The organism is Bradyrhizobium sediminis, assembly GCF_018736085.1.
Classification (GTDB): Bacteria; Pseudomonadota; Alphaproteobacteria; order Rhizobiales; family Xanthobacteraceae; genus Bradyrhizobium; species Bradyrhizobium sediminis.
In genome coordinates, this window is record NZ_CP076134.1 from 438,709 (window position 1) to 459,573 (window position 20,865).

General features: G+C 62.8%; 17 protein-coding genes and 1 pseudogene. 12 read left to right on the forward strand and 6 right to left on the reverse strand.

The genetic code is table 11. The annotated features are described in order from the left end of the window. Positions 1–107 precede the first annotated feature (107 nt). From KMZ29_RS02175 to KMZ29_RS02185, 3 genes are all read left to right on the forward strand, one after another. A complete protein-coding gene (locus tag KMZ29_RS02175; protein ID WP_215624103.1) occupies positions 108–713 on the forward strand; it encodes a TetR/AcrR family transcriptional regulator in 606 nt (201 codons plus the stop codon). Between the two features lie 551 nt (positions 714–1,264). Beyond that, complete coding sequence (locus KMZ29_RS02180) at positions 1,265–2,224, forward strand: AraC family transcriptional regulator (RefSeq protein ID WP_215622277.1); 960 nt, start codon at positions 1,265–1,267, stop codon at positions 2,222–2,224. 331 nt (positions 2,225–2,555) lie between these two features. Then, the gene (locus KMZ29_RS02185) at positions 2,556–5,198 is read left to right on the forward strand and encodes an autotransporter outer membrane beta-barrel domain-containing protein (RefSeq protein WP_215622278.1); all 2,643 of its coding nucleotides are present in this window, start codon (positions 2,556–2,558) and stop codon (positions 5,196–5,198) included. A 217-nt stretch (positions 5,199–5,415) separates the two neighbouring features. Here the strand turns inward: KMZ29_RS02185 and KMZ29_RS02190 are convergent, their stop codons facing one another. The 4 genes from KMZ29_RS02190 to KMZ29_RS02205 all read right to left on the reverse strand — a co-directional run bounded on the left by KMZ29_RS02190 (position 5,416) and on the right by KMZ29_RS02205 (position 10,892). After that, a complete protein-coding gene (locus KMZ29_RS02190; protein WP_215622279.1) occupies positions 5,416–5,751 on the reverse strand; it encodes a DUF3240 family protein in 336 nt (111 codons plus the stop codon). Next, positions 5,748–8,825, reverse strand: coding sequence for an efflux RND transporter permease subunit (locus tag KMZ29_RS02195; protein ID WP_215622280.1), 3,078 nt, complete (start codon positions 8,823–8,825; stop codon positions 5,748–5,750). The genes KMZ29_RS02190 and KMZ29_RS02195 overlap by 4 nt, the downstream gene beginning before the upstream one ends. After that, complete coding sequence (locus KMZ29_RS02200; RefSeq protein WP_249779986.1) at positions 8,825–9,904, reverse strand: efflux RND transporter periplasmic adaptor subunit; 1,080 nt, start codon at positions 9,902–9,904, stop codon at positions 8,825–8,827. Before KMZ29_RS02200 ends, KMZ29_RS02195 begins: the two co-directional genes overlap by 1 nt. Before the next feature lie 292 nt (positions 9,905–10,196). Beyond that, entirely contained in the window at positions 10,197–10,892 is a 696-nt protein-coding gene (locus KMZ29_RS02205) for a TetR/AcrR family transcriptional regulator (RefSeq protein ID WP_249779808.1), read from the reverse strand. 95 nt (positions 10,893–10,987) lie between these two features. On the opposite strand from KMZ29_RS02205, the gene KMZ29_RS02210 reads away from it, so the two are divergent. The 7 genes and pseudogenes from KMZ29_RS02210 (at position 10,988) to KMZ29_RS02240 (ending at position 16,360) form a co-directional block, all read left to right on the forward strand. After that, positions 10,988–12,172 carry a lipid-transfer protein gene (locus KMZ29_RS02210; protein ID WP_215622281.1) on the forward strand — a complete coding sequence of 395 codons (1,185 nt, stop codon included), beginning with the start codon at positions 10,988–10,990 and terminating at the stop codon, positions 12,170–12,172. 10 nt (positions 12,173–12,182) lie between these two features. Beyond that, on the forward strand, positions 12,183–12,638 hold the full coding sequence (locus KMZ29_RS02215; protein WP_215622282.1) for a MaoC family dehydratase N-terminal domain-containing protein: 456 nt from the start codon (positions 12,183–12,185) through the stop codon (positions 12,636–12,638). Next, positions 12,635–13,051, forward strand: coding sequence for a MaoC family dehydratase (locus KMZ29_RS02220; RefSeq protein ID WP_215622283.1), 417 nt, complete (start codon positions 12,635–12,637; stop codon positions 13,049–13,051). The genes KMZ29_RS02215 and KMZ29_RS02220 overlap by 4 nt, the downstream gene beginning before the upstream one ends. Positions 13,052–13,064: 13 nt before the next feature. Then, positions 13,065–13,891, forward strand: a pseudogene (locus tag KMZ29_RS02225) (SDR family NAD(P)-dependent oxidoreductase). 115 nt (positions 13,892–14,006) lie between these two features. Beyond that, complete coding sequence (locus KMZ29_RS02230) at positions 14,007–15,152, forward strand: acyl-CoA dehydrogenase family protein (RefSeq protein WP_215622284.1); 1,146 nt, start codon at positions 14,007–14,009, stop codon at positions 15,150–15,152. A 75-nt stretch (positions 15,153–15,227) separates the two neighbouring features. Further along, the gene (locus KMZ29_RS02235) at positions 15,228–16,007 is read left to right on the forward strand and encodes an enoyl-CoA hydratase-related protein (protein WP_215622285.1); all 780 of its coding nucleotides are present in this window, start codon (positions 15,228–15,230) and stop codon (positions 16,005–16,007) included. Positions 16,008–16,153: 146 nt separating this feature from the next. After that, positions 16,154–16,360, forward strand: a complete 207-nt coding sequence (locus tag KMZ29_RS02240) for a hypothetical protein (protein ID WP_215622286.1) — start codon at positions 16,154–16,156, stop codon at positions 16,358–16,360. Between the two features lie 69 nt (positions 16,361–16,429). Here the strand turns inward: KMZ29_RS02240 and KMZ29_RS02245 are convergent, their stop codons facing one another. Next, positions 16,430–17,635: an EAL domain-containing response regulator gene (locus KMZ29_RS02245; protein ID WP_215622287.1), complete on the reverse strand. Its 1,206-nt coding sequence runs from the start codon at positions 17,633–17,635 to the stop codon at positions 16,430–16,432. Between the two features lie 461 nt (positions 17,636–18,096). Between KMZ29_RS02245 and KMZ29_RS02250 the strand changes: the two genes are divergently transcribed. Beyond that, on the forward strand, positions 18,097–18,306 hold the full coding sequence (locus KMZ29_RS02250) for a cold-shock protein (RefSeq protein WP_215604524.1): 210 nt from the start codon (positions 18,097–18,099) through the stop codon (positions 18,304–18,306). Between the two features lie 434 nt (positions 18,307–18,740). Here KMZ29_RS02250 and KMZ29_RS02255 read toward each other — a convergent pair whose 3' ends face one another. Next, positions 18,741–19,904 (reverse strand): hypothetical protein, encoded by a 1,164-nt coding sequence (locus tag KMZ29_RS02255; protein ID WP_215622288.1) that lies wholly within the window; start codon positions 19,902–19,904, stop codon positions 18,741–18,743. Positions 19,905–20,235: 331 nt separating this feature from the next. Between KMZ29_RS02255 and KMZ29_RS02260 the strand changes: the two genes are divergently transcribed. Then, entirely contained in the window at positions 20,236–20,859 is a 624-nt protein-coding gene (locus tag KMZ29_RS02260) for a LuxR C-terminal-related transcriptional regulator (protein ID WP_215622289.1), read from the forward strand. Positions 20,860–20,865 lie beyond the last annotated feature (6 nt).

Below are 20,865 nucleotides of genomic sequence, written 5' to 3' on the forward strand. Positions count from 1 at the left end.
CTCGCCTTCCTTCTGTAATGGCACCGGTGACGGCTCGTCTCTGCACCCGGTTCATTCGTGCCGTGATTGTTCTTGACCTACAATACGTACGTACGTATTGTAAAGACATGCCGAAGCCATCCTTGAAAAACGAGATCATCGCCGCCGGATTGCGGGTCATGTTCCGCAAGGGCTACGAGGGCGCGAGCGTGCGCGACGTCGTGGCCGAGGCCGGGGCGCCGCAAGGCTCATTCACCAATCATTTCCGCTCGAAGGAGGCGTTCGCGGAGGCGGTTCTCAATCACTATTTCGACCGCACGCGCGGGCTTGTGATGGCTGCCCTGGGCGATTCCTCGCTGACGCCGCGCGACCGGCTTCGCCGTTACCTCGATGTCATCACGGATCGTCTGGCCGCCGACAACTATATGCGCGGCTGTCTGATCGGCGATTTCAGCATCGAAGTCTCGCAGGCAAGCGATGCGCTTCGGCAGCAGCTCGCGGAAATCTATCGGGAATGGCTCGTCCCTTTCGCGGATTGTATTGCCGAAGGGCAGCGATCGGGGGAGATTGACGACCGGTTTTCTCCGCAGGATTTGGCGGAATTTCTGCTCACCTCCTGGGAAGGAGCGATCCTGCGAATGAAGGTCGAGCGCGATCCCGAGCCGCTAGAGCGCTTCAAGCGCATTGCATTCGCGACGGTGTTTTCAAGTGCTGAAAGGACGGTCACGAAGTGATTAACCTGATCGGATGCTCGCGCGGGCAGGTCGCTCGCCTCGCCACGCCAATCCGCTGTGACGTCAAGTAGAGTTCGAACTGCTGACCAGGGTATGCTGCTTGCGACAGCGGCAATGCGTGCTGCCGTTTGAGCGCGAACGATACCAGTTTACGCCATCGGCTCCACGAGACTGGTGCGGATCGAGTTCGATGATGTTGCGCCGATTTCAAGCAATGTGAAGAACGCGCATCGTTGACTTATTGTGCGCGCTCCGAAATGGAAAGTATCCATTTTAGGAATTGCGAACATTTCTTTCGCCTGAACTCGAACCGACTGCAATCTCAACGCGACAGATTCGATCGGGCGTTCTTGCTACGTCGTAACGCTGATCTACGGACCGGTCTACGAAGTTGTTGAGTCCGATGAGTCGGTTGTGATTCCGTGAATGTAGTTGGTTTTCATGGGAGTGCGCCGATGTGGCAGCCCAAGCACCGTGTTGCCGTATCGCATGGTTGGGGCTTTTCGTCGAATATCATGAGAACTTTTTGAATAGTGAGAAGGGCCCGCTCGGTGCAAAAAACTGTGTTTTCATCCAACGACCTGCCGGATCATCTTGGCGAGAAGGCCAGGTTTGACCTTTGGCAGGACATCCATGTCGCGGAGATATGGTCGGTCGAATACGGCGTGTCTGAAAAGCTGCCTTTCGAAGCTGATATCGAAGCCACGGCTCTCGGGCCATTGGTTCTTGGCCACATGGCCGGAACGATCAAGCACGCGACTAGGAAATCGAGCAATATCGCCGACGATGGCAATGATAGTTATCTCCTGCTGATCAACAAGGCCGACACTCTGCTGACGGGGCTACAAGTTGGCCGCGAATACGCCGTCGGCCAGGGAGAAGCGGCCCTGGTCACTGCGTCGGAATCGCTAAAGATGCTCGGTGCCGACAAGAATGTCTGGATGAACGTGGTGATCCCACGAGATGTCCTTACGCGTGCATTCCCACAGATCGATACCAGACTGGCGTTGAAGATCGGCGTCGAAAACGAAGCTCTCGATCTTCTCAAGCGCTATTGTCAACTTCTTGAAACCGGCTGCCCTCTCACGGCGTCCGATCTCGTAACACATGCAACAACAACGATCGTCGATCTAATCGGCCTCGCGACCGGCGCGAAAGGCGAGATGGCCGAGTTGGCGGGCTTGCGCGGCCTGAGAGCAGCCAGGTTGCAGGCGGTTCTGACCAAGATCGCAGACAATTTCACCGTCCATGACATCTCTGCACAGGACATCGCGCAGGAACTCAAGCTATCGGGACGCTATGTCCATGATCTCTTGCAGGAGACCGGTGTGAGTTTCTCCGAGCGCATTCTCGAATTGCGCCTGCAGCAAACTTACAAGATGCTGTCGGAACCCCGTTGCGATGGGATGCGGATCAGCGAAATTGCCATGATGTGCGGCTTCAACGACGTGGCGTATTTCAATCGCTGCTTTCGCCGCCGCTTTGGCTGCACACCAACGAGTGCGAGATAGGCGTCGGCCAAAAAGGTACTCAATTCCAAAAAAGTATTGATGGGCCGCCTTTGCCCCACGGAAGGAGGCAGGCAGTCGCATCTCCCCGGGACTGAACATCTAGCAGATATGGCGCCGGTGTCCCTGCGATGATGGTGGCGCGGTTGCGCGGCCACCTCCGTAAGTTGACTGCATAGTGTCCTGACGAACGTGTTGCCTTACGGGTACATCGCCTGGGAAAGCACTGCGTCTCTCTCCAGGACAATTCCAGAGCATTCCAGCCCAAGACGGCAGCGGTGGGACAATGCGACATACGGCGCAAGTGTCGCCGTATGTCGCATGGGATGGGTTTATGTCGTCGAAGATCATAGGAAATTACCTGGCGAACTCCAGCCATCTGGCGTTGGCGATCGGTTCCGCCGCGCTCGTCGGTGTTGCCTTGTCCGCTCCCGCTGCGGCGACCGATTGGACGGGAGCCACGTCCACGGACTGGTTCACTGCCGGAAACTGGGACACCGGCGTCGTCCCGACATCGGGCAACGATGCTCTTATCAACACGACGGCGCCAAATCCAACGGCAGTGAACGGGGCGAATGCGGTCGCCAAGGTCGTATCGGTCGGCGTGACCGGCTCCGGCATGCTGACGATTTCGAACGGCGGTACCCTGAATAGCAACCTGGCCTTGGTGGGTAACATGGTCGGATCGACCGGCACCGCGACGGTCACCGGCGCGGGCTCGGCCTGGGCGGCCCAAGGCATGGCTGTCGGTTACCATGGTGCGGGCACGCTGACGGTTTCGAATGGCGGCGCGGTCACCACCTCCGTCTGGGAGGTCTCTATAGGGGACTCTGCAGGTTCTACAGGCGCGGTGACAGTCGACGGCGCGGGCTCGACCTTGACCGGCAGCGATGTTGTTGTCGGCAACCATGGTGCGGGCACGCTGATGATTTCGAACGGCGGCGCGGTCGCCGCCACCACCTGGACTAGCCGCTTGGGGAACTCTGCTGGCTCGACCGGCACGGCGACGGTCACCGGCGTGGGCTCGACCTGGACCAACGGCAGCAACCTATATATCGGCGTTGCCGGCACCGGCGCGCTGACGATTGCGAATGGCGGCGCGGTATCGGCTGGTGGCATCGTCACCCTTGCCTTCCAGGCGAGTTCCGTCGGCACGCTCAACATCGGCGGCGCAGCCGGCGCGGCGGCGGTGGCGGCCGGCACGCTCAACGCTGCGACCGTCCAGTTCGGCGCCGGCGCCGGCGCGATCAATTTCAACCACACGAGCACCAGCTATGCCTTCGCCTCGGCGATCAGCGGTCTCGGCACAATCAACCAGGTCGCCGGCACGACGATCCTGACCGCCGATTCGAGCGGCTTCACCGGCGCAACCAATGTGAGCGGCGGCCGGCTGGCCGTGAACGGCTCGCTGGCCAACTCGATTGTGACGGCGTCGGGCGGCGGCATGTTGGGCGGCAATGGCATCGTCGGGGGCATCGTTGCCAATGCCGGCGGCATCATCGGGCCGGGCAATTCCATCGGTACGCTGAACGTCAACGGCAACGTCGCCTTCGCAGCCGGTTCGACCTATCAGGTCGAGGTGAACGCGATGGGGCAGTCCGACAAGATCGCCGCATCGGGAACCGCGACGCTGAACGGCGGCACGGTGTCAGTGCTCATCGCACCCGGCGCCTTCACTCTCGGCGGCCAATACACCATCCTGACGGCAGCCGGCGGCATCAATGGCGCCTTTGCCGGCGCGAGCGCGGCGACCGCGACGCCCTTTCTGGCCTTGGGCCTGACCTACGATCCCAACAACGTCTATCTCGGTATCAGCCGCAGCAATGTCACCTTCGCCTCGGCGGGATTGACCCCGAACCAGATCGCCACCGGTGGCGGCGCGGACAGCCTTGCGCTTGGCAGTTCGCTGGTCGGTGCCCTGGCGTATCTCGATCTGACGCAGGCCCGCGGGGCCTTCGACCAGCTCTCCGGCGAGGTGCATGCCTCGGCCAAGGGAGTGATGGTTGAGGATAGCCGGTTCCTGCGCGAAGCCGCCATGGATCGCCTGCGCGCGGCCTTTGATGGCGTCGGCGCGGTCTCGATGCCGGTCATGGCCTATGCCGATGGCGAGCCCATGCTTGCGTCCGCCACCACCGACCGCTTCGCGGTCTGGGGCCGCGGCTTCGGTTCCTGGGGTCAGTGGAACGGCGACGGCAACGCCGCCACCATCAAGCGCGATATCGGCGGCTTCTTCATCGGCGCCGACGGTCTCTTCGCCGACACATGGCGCGTCGGTGCTGTCAGCGGCTACAGCCGATCGAACTTCCGCGTCGCCGATCGCAACTCCTCCGGCTCCAGCGACAACTATCATGCTGGCCTTTATGGCGGCACGCAGTGGGGCGATCTCGCCTTCCGCTCCGGCCTCGCCTACACGCGGCACGATATCTCGACCGGTCGCTCCGTTGCTTTCCCGGGCTTCGCCGACACGCTCAAGGGCGATTACAGCGCCGGCACCACCCAGACCTTCGGCGAACTCGGCTACCGCATCAAGGCTGGGCAGACTCCTCTCGGCAATCTCGCCTTCGAGCCCTTCGCCAATCTCGCCTATGTCAACCTTTCGACCAATGGGTTCACCGAGAAGGGCGGAGCCGCGGCGCTCACCAGCCAGGGCGACAATACCGGCGTCACCTTCACCACGCTCGGCCTTCGGGCCTCGACGGGCTTAACCCTCGGCAATGGTGAGAACATGACCGCGCGCGGCATGCTCGGCTGGCGCCACGCCTTCGGTGACACCACACCGGTCTCGACCGTGGCCTTCACGGGCGGATCGCCCTTCAGCATCGCTGGCGTGCCGGTCGCCAGGGACGGCGCCGTCGTCGACCTGGGTCTCGATCTCAACCTCACCCGGAACGCCACACTCGGCCTCACCTATGGCGGCCAGTTCGGCTCCGGTGTCACCGACCAGACCGTGCGCGGCAACTTCGCCGTGAGGTTCTGAGGTGATCATGAATCAAGATATCATCGCTCAAGTCTTATCAAACGGCTGATACCAAAACCGAACTGAAAACTTCAGACATAGCGCGAAAGGCACGAGCATTTGCTCTCTTGATTTCCTGCGTCGCGACAGATCAAGGCGCGAGCGCGAAGAAACCAGGCGATTAGGCATATCTACTGTCGCGGTTTGGGTAACGCGCAGCCCCTCATGGAGTTGGACGTCAGTTTTCCGTTTCGTCCTCGTGGTCCTCAATCACACCAAACTCCACGACCGGCGTGATCCAATAGACGAGTCTCGTTCCCGCAAAGGCCGTCTTGAGCCGGGCGAGCAATCGCGCGGCGTCCTGCCGTTCCAGAATGGTCCGCACCAGCACCTCGTCGGCGTGACCTTTGACCTGCTCGGTCGTCGAATGCAGCTGTACCGTCGGGCCGTGACCGGCGCCGTCGGAGGCCGTGAATCCGGATACCAGGTCGCGCTGCTCGCTGAGATAATCGAACAGCTCCTCGCGAAGCGTGCGAGCGGCGATCAGTGTCAGGCAAACAGGCTCAGTCGTCATTTGGTCCCCTTCGCGACGCTGCCGAAGCGGCGATAAAGGATCGGCAGAAGGATCAGCGTCAACAGCGTCGACGACAGCAACCCGCCGATTACCACGATCGCCAGCGGCTTCTGGATTTCCGATCCGGGGCCGGAAGCGAACAGCAGCGGGATCAGTCCGAGCGCGGTAATGCTGGCGGTCATCAGCACCGGCCGAAGCCGGCGTTTGGCGCCCTCCACGACGATGCGATCCTCCGGGATGCCACGGGCGCGCAGCTGGTTGAAGTAGGAGACCAGCACCACGCCGTTCAACACGGCGATGCCGAGCAGCGCGATGAATCCAACTGAGGCCGGAACCGACAGGTACTCGCCCGTCAACACCAGCGCAAAGACCCCGCCGATCAGAGCGAAGGGGATATTCACCAGGACCATCAGCGCCTGGCGGATCGATCCGAACGTGGTGAAGAGCAGAACGAAGATGAGTCCAATGGCAACCGGCACCACGACCGACAAACGCGCAGCGGCGCGTTGCTGGTTTTCGAACTGGCCGCCCCAGGTCAGCCGATAGCCCTGCGGCAGCGCCAGTTCTGCCGCCACCTTCTGCTGTGCAGCCTCGACGAAGCCGACCATGTCGCGCCCTCGGACATTGGTCCGAACCACGCTCATTCGGGCGCCGTCCTCGCGGTCTATCTTGACGGGACCGTCGACCCGATGAATGCGGGCAACCTGGGAGAGCGCCACGTGCTGCCCCGACGCCAACGTCAGGGGCAGATTGGCCAGCAAGGTAGGCGCCTCGCGGGTCTTCTCGCTGCCGCGAACCAGGATCGGGGTGCGGCGTCCGTCTTCCAGCGCCGTGCCGATGGTCCGGCCCTCGATCTGGGTGCGCAGCGAGGCGGCAATCGCATCCACCGCCAGACCGAGACGGCCCGCCTCCAGCCGATTCACCGCGACCGTATAATACTGCGCGCCTTCGTTGAGCGTGGTGTATACGTCCTCGGCGCCATCGATGCCGGACAGGATCGCGGACAGTTTGCTTGCGATCTCGTTGAGCCTGGCGATGTCAGGACCGAAGATCTTGATTGCGACGTCGCCGCGCACGCCGCTGATCATCTCCTGGACACGCATGTCGATCGGTTGCGTGAAGCCGAGTGACAGTCCCGGAAAGTCATTGAGCACCTCGCGAAGCTGCCGAATGAGAGCGGGCTTGTCGGCGGTCTTTCTTTCCTCCTGCGGTTTCAGGACCAGAAACGTGTCGGTCTGATTGAGCCCCATCGGGTCGAGGCCGAGTTCGTCCGATCCGGTTCGGGCGATGATTCCCGCGACGTCGGGTACCCTTGCGAGAATCGCGGCCTGAAGCCTTGCGTTGATCGCATTGGCTTGATCGAGATTGACGGACGGAATGGCTTCGACACTGACGATGATGTCGCCTTCGTCCATGGTCGGCATGAAGGTCTTGCCGAGCTGGGTGTAGGCAAAGCCCGCCGCAACGAGGGCCGCCACTGCCGCGGCCATCACCTTGCGCTCATTGGCCAGTGCCCAGCCAAGCGCGGGCGCATAGCCGCGTGAGGCCAGGCGGATCAGCCAGGGTTCCCGGTGCGGAGCCGCCTTGAGAAGAAACGAGGTCGCTACCGGAATGACCGTGAGCGCCAGCAACAGCGAGCCGGCCAGCGCAAAGATGATGGCGAGCGCCACGGGGATGAACAGCTTTCCCTCGAGGCCCTGCAGCGCAAGCAGCGGCACAAAGACAATGATGATGATGAGCACGCCGGTTGAAACCGGCTCCAGCACCTCGCAGACCGACCGGAACACGATATGGACGAGCGGCGTCGTCTTTCCGTCCGGATCCTTGCTGAGATTTCCAACGATGTTTTCGACCACCACCACCAGCGCGTCGATCAGCATGCCGATGGCGATCGCGAGGCCGCCCAGGCTCATCAGGTTGGCCGACATGCCGACCGCGCGCATGACGATCAGTGCGATCATGATCGCAAGCGGCAGGCTGAGCGCGATCACCAGCGAGGCCCGCCAGTTGCCGAGAAACAGCAACAGCAGGACGATGACCAGAACCGTGGCTTCGCCCAATGCCCGGACCACGGTTCCGACGGCGCGGCCGACCAGCCGGCTGCGGTCGTAAAACACGTTGATGGAAACGCTCTTCGGCAGCGAAGGCTGCAGTTCCTGCAGGCGCTGGCGGACGTCGCGCACGAGCTGGCCGGCATTGGCGCCGCGCAAGCCGAGCACGAGTCCTTCGACCGTTTCGCCGCGGCCGTCAATCGTGACGGCGCCATAGCGCGTCAGCGAGCCCACCTGGACGCGGGCTATATCGTTGACCCGGATTGGAACGCCGTCCCTGGTGTCGACCACGATCGCCTTGATGTCATCGATCGAGCGGATGCTGCCCTCGATGCGGACGAGTGCGCTGTCTTCGCCCTGGTTGACGCGGCCGGCGCCGTCATTGCGGCTGTTGGTCTCGATCGCTCGCCGGAACAGGTCATACGAAATGCCGCGTGCCGCGAGGGCATCGCTGATCGGGACGATCTCGAAGGCGCGGACATGACCGCCGAGCGAGTTGACGTCGGCGACCCCCGGAACGGTTCGCAGCGCCGGGCGGATCACCCAATCGAGCAGGCTTCGCCGCTCCGCCAGCGAGAGATCGGGACTGTCGATCGTAAACATGAACATTTCGCCGAGCGGGCTTGTGATCGGAGCAAGCCCGCCGGTCACGCCATCCGGAAGATCGCGCGCGATATTGGACAGGCGTTCCGAGACCTGGTTGCGCGCCCAGTAGATGTCGGTGCCGTCTTCGAAATCGACGGTGATGTCGGCGAGCGCGTACTTTGTCGTCGAGCGAAGGATCTTCTTGTTGGGCAATCCCAGCAATTCAAGCTCGATCGGAACCGTGATCCGCTGTTCGACCTCCTCCGGCGTGAGGCCCGGCGCTTTCATGATGATTTTCACCTGCACGGGTGAGACGTCGGGAAACGCGTCGATCGGCAGACCAGGCAGAACGACGAAGCCCGCGCCGATCAGCAGCAGGACGCTCAAGCCGACGAACATGCGCTGCGAAAGCGCGAATGCGACCAAGCGCGCGAGCATCACTCGCCGGCTCCGAGCCGCAGCAAGATCCCCCGCAAGGCAGAGATGCCGCTGACGGCCACTTCATCCTTGTCCGTGATCGCGCCCGCGACCACGACATGGTCCTGATCCTCGGCCAGCAGCGTCACGGGAACCAGACGAAATCCATCCTCGGTCGCAACGAAGACCGATGTCGCTTCCCCGCGCCGGACCAGCGCGCTGTAGGGGATTTCCCAGGCACTTTCGCCGGCGGAAAGAAAGCCGATCCGTGCCGCGGCGGTCTGCCCGGGGCGCAGCTCACCGGTATTCGGCACTTCCGCCCGCACCAGAATGGTTTGGGTCGCAGCGTCAGTCGTCTCCGAAACCAGTATGACCTGGCCCGGGGTGGCGTAGCCGTCGATTTCCACCCGCGCGCCCGGCCGGATGGCGCGGACGCTCGATGCCGGAATCGCAATTTCGGCCCACAATGCCGACAATCGTGCGAGCTTGACCAGCGGTGCCGATTGCTCCACCCGCTGGCCCGGGGAGACCACGATTTCAACCACCGTTGCCGGCTGCGGTGCCGCCACAGAAAGTGTCGCCGTAATCGCAGTCTCGCCGGTCAGGCGCGAAATCGCCGCATCAGAGAGGCCGCTGAGCCGAAGCATTTGCCGTCGTTCCGCCACCGCAATGCTTGCCTGCCGGGCTTCGGTTTGGCTGGTTTCCAGAACGCGCAGCGGCACCGCCTTCGCTTCAAACAGTTCGGTGTTGCGTTTGAGCTGCTGGGCGGCAAGAACCTCCTGCGCAAAGGCATGCAGGTATTCCCGCTGCAGCGATACAAAGCCCGGACTCTCGAGCGTGACCAGCGGCTGGCCGGAGTTGACCCGGTCGCCTCGCGCCACCGAAAGATTGGTGACCATGCCGGCCTGGGGAGCGCTCACGACCCACAATTGGGGGGTGGGGATGACGATCTGGGCGGGATAGGGCAGCGTCTGATCGGTTCGGCTCGAGACCGGATGGGTGACGCGAACGCCCAGGGTTTGGGCCTGCGCGGGACTGAGCTTCACCGCGTCCTCGGCCATCAAAACGGATGGAAGGCCCATGAACGCGAGTGCGAGCATGGCTCGCGCCGGGCTCTGCCAAGAGCGCAGACACAAGCTCGCCTGGCGGAGATGCATCATCAGTTCCATGTATTGGCGATCGAGCGAAATCGGGCTTTCGTCGGGAGGTGGCTTATTCCGGTCCGCCCCTGCAGCCGTTGATTTGTGTCAATCAAGTCGGCCAGTTGTGGGCCGTGCGAACTACTATGTCCATGAGGGCTGACAGGATGCTGTTGAACCATGTCAGCTGATTGTCAGCTATGTCTTTTTCCGATTCGACTGGGCCGGTCTGTTGGCTTCCCGGCCGCGGCGTTCACCGTGATCCGCCGCCGGTCCGCCTGCGCTTGGCGGGTGCCGCCGCCGCCCGCTTTCTTGCCGGTTTCGCGGCAAGCCCCTCGGTGAGCCGGAGCGCGAATTCTTTGGCGATGGCTTCCGCCGACAGTTCACCGCCGGGCTGGAACCAGTGGCCGATCCAGTTCAGGGATCCCGCGATCATGAAAGCGGTCATCTTGGGGTCGCACGGCTTGATCGAGCCGTCCGCCATTCCTTCCGCGATGTACTTGCGGAACGTCCGGTCGATGCCTCGCTTGGCGGCGCGGACGACCCGGCTGTTCTTCTCGCTGAGATCGCGCGGGTCGAACCGCACCAGGCTGGCGCCGTAGTCGGTCGCCATGTTCTCGGCATAGGCGCGCACCAGTCTGCGAAGCTTGACGAGACCGTTGTCGCCGCTGGCATTGATCTCGGCGATGAAGTCGTCGACCTGCTCCTGCCCGATCGCCCAGCATTCGAACAGGATCTCTTCCTTGCTGCGAAAGTAGTTGTAGAGCGCGGGCTTGGTGATGTTCAGCCGCTCGGCCACCTCGTTCAGGGTCGCGCGATGATAGCCCTGCTCGAGAAACAGCTGCACCGCGGTCCGCAGCACGGCATCGCGCTTCTCGTCGCGGGCGCGGCGGCGGCTCTCGAACGGCATCCAGGGCGAAGAATCGGAAGGCAGGTCCCGCGCGTCCATATCGATTTCCGGCCGCCTCGCGTTGACTCGATCGTATCCGACGTATATTACCCACGGGTAATAAAAAGTCCAACGGGTAATTTACGGAGGGTCCGATGTCATCTCGCGCCTATGTTGCCGGTGTCGGCATGATCCCGTTCGTCAAGCCCGGCGCCAACGAGCCGTATCATGTGATGGGCGCCGAGGCGGCCAGGCTCGCGCTCGGCGATGCCGGCCTCGACTACGGCCAGATCCAGCAGGCCTATGTCGGCTACGTCTACGGCGATTCCACCTGCGGGCAGCGCGCGCTGTACCCGGTGGGGATGACCGGCATCCCGATCGTCAACGTCAACAACAATTGCTCGACCGGCTCGACCGCGCTGTTCCTCGCGCGTCAGGCCATCGAATCGGGTGCCGCCGATTGCGTGCTGGCGCTCGGGTTCGAGCAGATGAAGCCCGGTGCGTTGGGTGCGGTGTTCACCGACCGGCCGAGCGCGTTCGACGATTTCGACTCCGCTGCGGACAAGCTGGTCGACGCCCCCGGCGTCCCGCTGGCGCTGCGCTATTTCGGCGGCGCCGGCCTCAGCCACATGAACAAGTACGGCACGCCGCTGGAGTCCTTCGCCAAGGTCCGCGCCAAGGCGAGCCGTCACGCCAAAAACAATCCGCTGGCGCTGTTCCGCAAGGAAGTCACCGCCGACGACGTGATGAAGGATCAGGTGATCTGGCCGGGCGTGATGACGCGGCTGATGGCCTGTCCGCCGACCTGCGGCGGCGCGGCCGCTATTCTGGTGTCGGAGAAATTCGCCAGCCAGCATGGCCTGCGCAAGGACGTCCGGATCGCCGCGCAGGCGATGACCACCGACACGCCGTCGACCTTCGGCGCAAGCGACATGATGCAGGTCGTCGGCTTCGACATGGCGCGCGACGCCGCCAGCAAGGTGTATGAAGCCGCGGGCATCGGCCCTGGGGATCTCGACGTGGTCGAGTTGCACGATTGCTTCGCCCAGAACGAGTTGATCACCTACGAAGCCCTGGGTCTCTGTCCCGAGGGCGGCGCGGCGCAATTCATCGATGATGGCGACAATACCTATGGCGGCAGAATCGTCACCAATCCTTCCGGCGGCCTGCTGTCGAAGGGCCATCCGCTCGGCGCGACCGGACTGGCGCAATGCTACGAGCTGACGCGTCAATTGCGCGGAACGGCCGCGGCCACCCAGGTCGACGGCGCGCGGTTGGGATTGCAGCACAATCTCGGCCTTGGCGGTGCTTGCGTAGTGACTTTGTACGAGCGCGCGTGAGGCAGCAGACATGGTCGATCAATCCGCCGTCGGGCGCAACTTCACGCCGGTCGTCGCGCGCGTCGAGCCCGGACGCCTGCGCTATTTCCTCAACACGCTCGGCGAGCGCAATCCGGTCTACCGCGATGAGGCGGCCGCGCACGCCGCGGGCTATTCCGCGATTCCGGTGCCGCCGACCTATCTGTTCTGCCTCGAACTGATGGATAACGAGCGCCCGTTCGAGTTCCTGACCGACCTGAACATCGATCTGGCCCGCGTGCTGCACGGCGAGCAGCGCTTCACCTATCACGCCCCCGTGGTGGTCGGCGACACCCTGACCTTCAAGTCGTGTGTCACCGACGTTGCCGACAAGAAGGGCGGCGCGATGACGATGGTGGTCGTCGAGACCGAGGTCACCAATCAGCACGGCGTTCGCGTCGCCGATACCGCGCGCACCATTGTGGTGCGGAACCAGGGGGCATCATGAGCGAAACGGCAACCAACGCTCCTGATGTCGGCGAGCGGATCGTGCACAAGACCTTCCCGCCGATCTCGCGTCACACGCTGGCACTCTATTGCGGCGCCTCGGGCGACCACAATCCGATCCATGTCGACATCGATTTCGCCAAGGCCGCGGGTTTCCCGGACGTATTTTCGCACGGCATGCTGGTCATGGCCTATCTTGGCCAGGCGCTGACCGATGCGGTTGCCCCGGATCGCATTCGTTCCTTCTCGACGCGCTTTGCGGCGATCACGCAGCTCGGCGCACGCCTGACCTGCGAGGGCCGCGTCACCGAATTGTTCGAGGACAAGGGCGAAAAGCGAGCCAGGCTCGCTTTGACCACCAAGGACGACAGCGGCGAGATCAAGCTCGCCGGCGAAGCCATCATCGCGCTTTGATCAAGGAAACCAAATGCCGAAACTCAAGGGGAAAGTCGCGCTCGTCACCGGATCGGGACGCGGCATCGGCCGCGCCATCGCCCTGAAGCTCGCGAGCGAGGGCGCCAAGGTCGTGGTCAACGATCTCGATGCGGCGCCCGGCGACGCCGTTGCCGCTGAAATCAAGGCGGCCGGCGGCGAGGCGATCGCGGTCAATGGCAGCGTGTCCGAGGCCGGCTTTGCCGATCGTTTCGTCAACGCGGCCATGGAGACCTTCGGCGGCCTCGACATCATCGTCAACAACGCCGGCTACACCTGGGATTCGACGATCCAGAAGATGACCGACGAGCAGTTCCAGGCCATGCTCGATGTGCATCTGGTCGCGCCCTTCCGCATTCTGCGAGCCGCGTCCGAACCGATCCGGATCATGGCCAAGAAGGAGGCCGAAGCCGGCCGCGAGGTCTTCCGCAAGGTTGTCAACATCTCGTCGATTGCGGGGCTCTACGGCAATGCCGGGCAGGCGAGCTACTCTTCGGCCAAGGCATCGCTGATCGGGTTGACGCGCACGATGTGCAAGGATGGGGACGCTACAAGGTCAACGTCAATTGCGTGGCCTTCGGCCTGATCAATACCCGCCTGACCCAGCCGATCGAGGTCCAACAGAAGACCATCGATGTCGCCGGGCGCGACATCAAGGTCGGCGTCCAGCCGCAAATGCTCGACGCCATGTCGCGGATGATTCCGCTCGGCCGCGGCGGCACGCCGGAAGAAGCCGCCGACGCCGTCTACCTCTTTTGCAGCCCGGAATCGAACTACATCAGCGGCCAGGTGGTGGTCGCCGGCGGCGGCCTCCTGATTTGAGGCGCGGGCATTTCGAAGCGGGAAGCTCTGGTCCCGTTGCAGATATTGGCGTTACATGCGGTTGCCGTTGCGCAACGCGTTGTTGCAACCATTCTCTCGTGTGAGGCGATACCGAATGACCTACCGTTCGTCCTGGATGACCGAGGAGCTGGACGTCTTCCGCGACCAGTTCCGCAAATTCCTCGCCAAGGATCTGGCGCCGCACGCCGAGACATGGCGCAAGCAGAAGATGGTCGACCGCTCGGCCTGGCGGGCGCTCGGCGAGATGGGTGCCTTGCTGCCGAGCGTGCCGGAAGCCTATGGTGGCCTCGGCGCCGCCTTCGCCTATGACGCCGCCGTGATCGAGGACATCGAAAGCGTGGTGCCGGAAGTCACCACAGGGGTTTCGGTGCATAGCGGCATCGTGGCGCATTACATCCTGAATTATGGTTCCGAGGAACAGAAGCGCCGCTGGTTGCCGAAAATGGCAAGCGGCGAGTTCATCGGCGCCATCGCCATGACCGAGCCCGGAACCGGCTCCGATCTCCAGGGGGTGCGGACGACGGCGCGCAAGCAGGGCAATAACTACGTGATCAACGGCCAGAAGACCTTCATCACCAATGGCCAGGCCGCCGACCTGGTCATCGTGGTGGCGCGAACCGGCGGGCCGGGCGCCAAGGGCCTCTCCCTGATCGTCGTCGAGACCGCTGATAATGACGGCTTCAGGCGCGGGCGCAATCTCGACAAGATCGGTTTGAACGCTTCCGACACCTCCGAACTGTTTTTCGACAATGCGGTGGCGCCTCCCGAAAACCTTCTCGGCGGCGAGGAAGGCAGCGGCTTCGTTCAGTTGATGCAGCAATTGCCGCAGGAGCGGCTGTTGCTCGCCATCGGCGCCGTGGCTTCGATGGAGCGCGCGATCAAGCTGACGGCCGATTATACCAAAGAGCGCAAGGCGTTCGGTCAGCCGATCATCGAATTCCAGAACACTGCGTTCACGCTTGCCGAACGCAAGACCGAAGCCACGATCGCGCGGGTATTCGTCGACTGGTGCATCGAGCGGCTGATTGCCGGCGAACTCGATACCGTCACCGCGTCGATGGCGAAGTGGTGGTGCTCGCAAAAGCAGGTAGAAACCGCCGACGAATGCCTGCAGCTTCATGGCGGCTACGGCTACATGCAGGAATATCCGATATCGCGGATGTTTGTCGACGCTCGCATCCAGAAGATCTACGGCGGGACCAACGAGATTATGAAGCTCTTGATCGCGCGTTCCCTGTAGCGGGCATCGCGGTCCGCAAGCGGACAGCCAGACGGCGGCTGGCGGCGCCAGCGATTGACGAGGGAACGAGATAGCATGTCGATGGTTCTCACCGAACGGCGCGGTTCCGTCACGGTCCTGACGCTCAACAACCCCGCGCAGTACAACGCTCTCGCCGCCAGCCTGCTGGGCGATCTGGGCCAGGCGCTCGATGCGGCAATTGAAGATTCCGACGTGCGGGCGATCCTGCTGACCGGGACCGGCAAGGGCTTCTGTGCCGGGGCGCAATTGGGCGGCGGCAACACTTTCGCGGCGGGAGAGCAGATCGGCGCGAGCATGCGCGCGAGCATCAATCCCGTGATCGAGAAGATGCGCGCTTCATCCAAGCCGATCGTGGTCGCCGTGAACGGCGCTGCGGCGGGAGCGGGGGTCGGTATTGCGCTTGCGGGCGACATCGTGATCGCCGCGCGCTCGGCGCGCTTCATTCTGAGCTTCGTGCGGCTTGGCGCCGCGCTCGATGGCGGAACGTCCCTGTTCCTGCAAAGGTCGATCGGCGTCGCGCGAGCCCGCGCGCTGGCGCTGACGGGCCAGCCGCTCCCTGCCGAAAAGGCGGAGCAATGGGGCTTGATCTGGAAAATGGTGGAAGATGCCGACTTGCTGAACGAGGCCCTGGCGATCACGCAAGGGCTTGCCGACGGCCCGCCCGTCAGCATCGGCCTGATCAAGAGCCAGATCGACGCTGCCTGGAACGCGTCGCTGGCGTCCACGCTCGATGACGAGGCCTCCTCGCAGAGCCGTGCCTTCGTCACGGAGGACCTGCGTGAGGGGGCGGCGGCCTTTGTCGAGAAGCGTCCGGCGCGCTTTACCGGTCGGTAGCGGCGGCTGACGGGCGGCGCCGGCAGGCCGGAAAACCGCCGGAACCGCGCCGAATACCGTATCTGCATCCCTGTTAACCAGTGAAGTTTGTTGCGTTTTCGGCCTATTGCGCCTAAAAGCCCGGTCTCACCCGGAAAGATCAGGCGATGGCCCATAATTACGCGATCAACGACGACGTCCTCCACCAGTTGCAGGGGCCGCAGGGCCGCGCCAGCGTCAAGCCGCGCAGCGTCTACACCATCGTCACCTGCCTGCCGATCGAGGCCGACGGCCGCCCGCGCTACCGCATCAAGAGCAAGACCGAGAACGTCGAGCGCGTGGTGACCGAGGAACAGATCAGCCGGCTCGGCTGATCTGCCGCCTCTGCTTCGGCGCCTGACGAGGACGGAATTCGACCGCAGCCCCTTGCTGCGCCGATCGGTTCACTTCGTCACGAGCACCGGATGGATCAGGGCGGAGCGCGCGAATTTCTTGAGCCCCATGGGCTTGCCCAACAGATAGCCCTGGACCTGGTCGAAACCCATCTCGTTCGCCGCGACAAAATCGGCGCGGCTCTCGATTCCCTCGGCAACGACCCGGACGCCAAGACTCCTGGCGAGTTCAATGATGCTGCGGCATACCGTCTGCTTTAGCCGGTCGTTTGCGCAGCCCGTGACGAACTGCCGGTCAACCTTGAGTTCGGCGAAGGGAAAGGTTTCGATCCCCATCAGCGCCGGCCAGTCGGCTCCAACATCGTCGATCGAAATTGCAACGTTGTGAAGGCGCACTTCCCTCGCGACATCAATCAGCAGCTTCTGATTGAGGATGACCTCGGCGCTGTTGATCTCGATGAGCAGGCCACCGAACGCCGGATGAGCCGGCATCCTTCGACAGAGATCGCGCACGGCCTGGCGATCCATGAGAAAGGAGGCCGGCAGATTGATCGAGATATCCGTCGGATTGTGCTTTTCGAGCAGGTGGTGCCAATCCTCCATGGCGCGGTCGATCACGAATTCCGACAGGCGCAGCAGGTGCGGATCGTCGTCTTCCGGGATGAAATAGGCCGGTGGGACCACGCCCCAGGTCGGATGCCGCATTCGTACCAGCGCTTCGGCGCCGCAGCGCACGAGGGTGCGGGCATCGATCTTCGGCTGGTACCACAATTCGAGCCAGCCGGCGTGCAATGCTTCCGCCACGTGAACTGCCGGGCTCGGTACTGGATCCTCCGGCAGGAGCATGGCAATGCGTTCGCGCAACGTCTCGGCGGCGAACGGCGTGGTGATCGGCGGTAGCATCGCAAGGCCGTATTCCTCGCCGACCTGGCGTACCGCCTTGACGATGATCGACTCGCGGGCGCCGATGGCGAGAACCTTGCCGCTGAACTCTCGGCGGACAAGGATTTCGAGAAGTTTGCCGGCCTCGATTCCATCGACCGACACTCCGAGGATAATGATATCCGGAAGTTGAGTCGCGAGGATCTCTCCCAATTCGTCGGCCTTCGCGCATTCGCTGGTGACGAAGCCGAGATCTTCAAGGACGTCGGCAAGGAACGCGCGGAGGTGCTTCTTGCTGTCTGCAACACATGCACGAGGAGAGACTTTGCGGCGCCCAAAGGTTGCGTGAATTCCCTCCGGCTTGCCGCGGAACATCGGATCCGTCATCGCTAGTCTCCTCCTCCTGAAGCGGAAAGTTTCTTAGCGGCGTGCGTGGCTTCAAATATGGTGATCTTGCGCGCAGAATTGAATTATTCGAGTAACGTTAAACTGCGCAATGTGAGTAAAATTTGCGGAGGTTGCGTGCAAAGATTTCACGATTGCAGCGTGCCCGGATCGAGCAGGACGGGAACATCGGGCATGGCCGACGATCAGGAACCGGATCGGCGGCCCCCATTGAACGACGGCCATTGCTCTTATTAGCATTTTATCATGCTGGCCGGTTTCGCTTGCTATTTCGGGTGGTGTGGCGTAAACGGACGTCATTCGAACAATCGATTTGCTTGTTGATCGCGCCGAACCGGCTCTACTCCCCAAGACATCGCTGAAATCGGATCTAAGCTCGCGCGAAGGTCGTGCGGGCAGTTCGCGCTTTTGCGCATCTTGGAGAAGTAAAAATGGCTACCGGAACAGTTAAGTGGTTCAACGCGACCAAGGGCTTCGGCTTCATTCAGCCCGACGATGGCGGCAACGATGTGTTCGTGCACATCAGCGCCGTTGAGCGCGCCGGCATGGGCTCGCTCAACGAAGGCCAGAAGCTTTCGTTCGAGGCGACGGTCGACAGCAAGCGCGGCAAGACCAGCGCGGAAAACCTCCGCGCGATGTGACGCAGGCCGATTCGGGATTACCGCGGACGTACCGGGGTCCCAGATCGGTCGCGCTTGCAGCGACACGAGATCAGAGCCCGCCGGCTGAAACCGGCGGGCTTTTTCGTGCGCCAAATTGCGCGCGTTTGACTGGCGCCGCCCGGCGCGTTTGTTGGGCCAAATGTGAAGCATGTCACATGCGGCAGAGGGGTTCGGCGCTAATCACGGGCCGGCCGGGGACGCTCCCAGCATCGAGGACCGGGCAGATGAACACACGGCGGATGGCGTATTGGTGGCTGAGGTTCGTGGTCTCGGGACGCTTTCTCGAGAAGTTCCTGAACCTGCGTCGCGTCAAGAATTCATAAGGCGCCCTGTGGCCGGATCACGCCGCAGCCGCGCAACGTGCGCCTTGCGGAAGCGCCGATCGGACGCCGCCGTTGAGGCGCGCGGATTTTTCAGGCCGCGCGGACCAGCTTGCGGCAAAAGGCGGCTCCTTCGGCCAGCGCGTCGCGCCCCTTCCACGCCAGATAAGTCAGACGACCGGAAAGCGATTGGTGGCTGCGCAGGCTGCGCGATCCCAGCACGTGGCCGATCTTTTCGGGAAACCGGCTGATCTCCAGTGCAACGAGAGCGGCGATGGCGTCGATCAGCCTGTCGAGCCGTTGCCCCCATTCGGATTCGTCGAGCCGATCGATGCGGACCCGCAGGGCATATTCGGTGTCGTAGAACTCGGTCAGGATTTCCTTGGCGACGAGCACGCGGTTGTTCTTCAGGGCGACGCGCAGCGTCGTCCGCCTGTTGTCGAGCCGGTCCAGCACCATCGAGACCGTGATTGCGTAGGGCGTGGCGGCGATGTCGGAGGCGTTCTTGCTGGGCGCCGCTTTGGTGGCAAGGCGGATCAACTGCCAGGGAGTCTTCAGACGCTTGGCCACCAGCGTCAGGGCAAAGGGGAGAACCTCGGCGTTCTTCCTGGCGAACGCATCCAGCAGAGTCGCAATCTTGGCGACCTGTGCGTCGTCGAATTTGGCGATCCTGTCCGGCAGCCCCTCGTTGAACTTGGCAAGAGCTTCCTGCGCGCGTATCACGGCAAGCATCTTGACCAGATCGTCATAGGCCGAACGCGCGGTGGTGTAGGCCGCGAGCTTGGCGCGAGTCTGGGTGGCGGCATCCGGCGATCCGATCGTGTTCTCGAGAGACTTGACGACCTTGATCTGGAACGTGGCGGCCGCCTTGCGGGCGCCTCGCTGATTGTCGCTGGCGATCAGATCGTTGATCTCCTTGATGTAGTCGCGCGCCATCGTCGGCAGCAAATCCCGGCTGATCCACTCCCATGTCGGAGCCAGCGAACCGCGCGATATCCGTCCCGAATTGGCGTGCTCCGGATCGGCGTCGATCAACAGCGGCTCCAGCGGCGCGAAGAAATATCGCGAGGGATTGCTGACGCGGATTTGAGTCGATCCGTCCTTGCGGAACTCTGCGCGCAATTTCTCCAGCACCGGAGCTGCGCCGGGAATTTCAGCGCCGCAGATCTCCAGCCGTTCGAGTTCGGTCAGCAGGGTGCCGCGCGTCACCGGCGACAGACGCTGCAGAAATTCCTGGATCCGGTCGGCTAGTGCCATTGCCACATGATTTCGCGATTGGAGTCGGCGATCGGCCCGTCGCCCGCGGGCGGGACCGTGCCGTGCATAGAAGCATGAAAACAGTTGGCGGCAGATTAAGACGTTAAAGGACGGTCCCGTGAAACTACGGGGATATGCCCGGCGCCCAGGGGGGACTTCTACGACCCGTCGAAATACGGGGTTTCTGGCACAAGTCGCATATTTCTGGCGCTGGACGAATGGTTTGGCGGAAAATCGCTGCCGGCGGCGACTGACGGTTCGCTAAAATCCCCGTAGTCTTACTGAGTACAAAATTAACCCTCATACAGGACCGGCTCGTTAAACAAATTGTATGTCGCAGCAGGAAAACCGAATCGCCGATTCGCCCTTTTCGAAGTGGACGGAGGGCGACACGCCGGCCGGCAGCGACGAACTCGAGATGATCCGGCTGTCGGCCGCGCGATCCAAGGCGATGGACGAAGCGGGGGCTGCAATCGCGCGCCAGCTCAACGGGCCGCTGACCGCGCTGCTGCTCTACATGGGCGAAATCAAGCAGCACAGCCACCAGCTTTCGCAGACCGACGGCAATCGGGTTTACCTGCAGAAAGTGGTGGAGAATGCGCTTCAGCAAACCGAGCGCGTCTGCGCCATGATAAAGCAAATTGCCGGAACGACTGAGGAAACCGTCACCGCGCCGGGCCGCGCGGCCGGGTGGGAGGCGCGAACCGGCCGCTCCAATGAGCGCGCACCGGGCGTCATGTTTGCGTCGGAGCCAGGTCAGAAACCCCTGACCAGGCGGGAGCGTGAGGTTCTGAACCTCATCAGCGAGGGGTGCTCCAACAAGGAGGGGGCCTTGCGGATGCGCATCAGCCCGAGGACCTTCGAAAGCCATCGTGCCGAAGCCATGCGAAAGCTCGGCGCGCGCAATACGGCGGACCTCGTCCGCACCGCGCTGCTGCATCCGGGCGCCGTATAGAGCCGC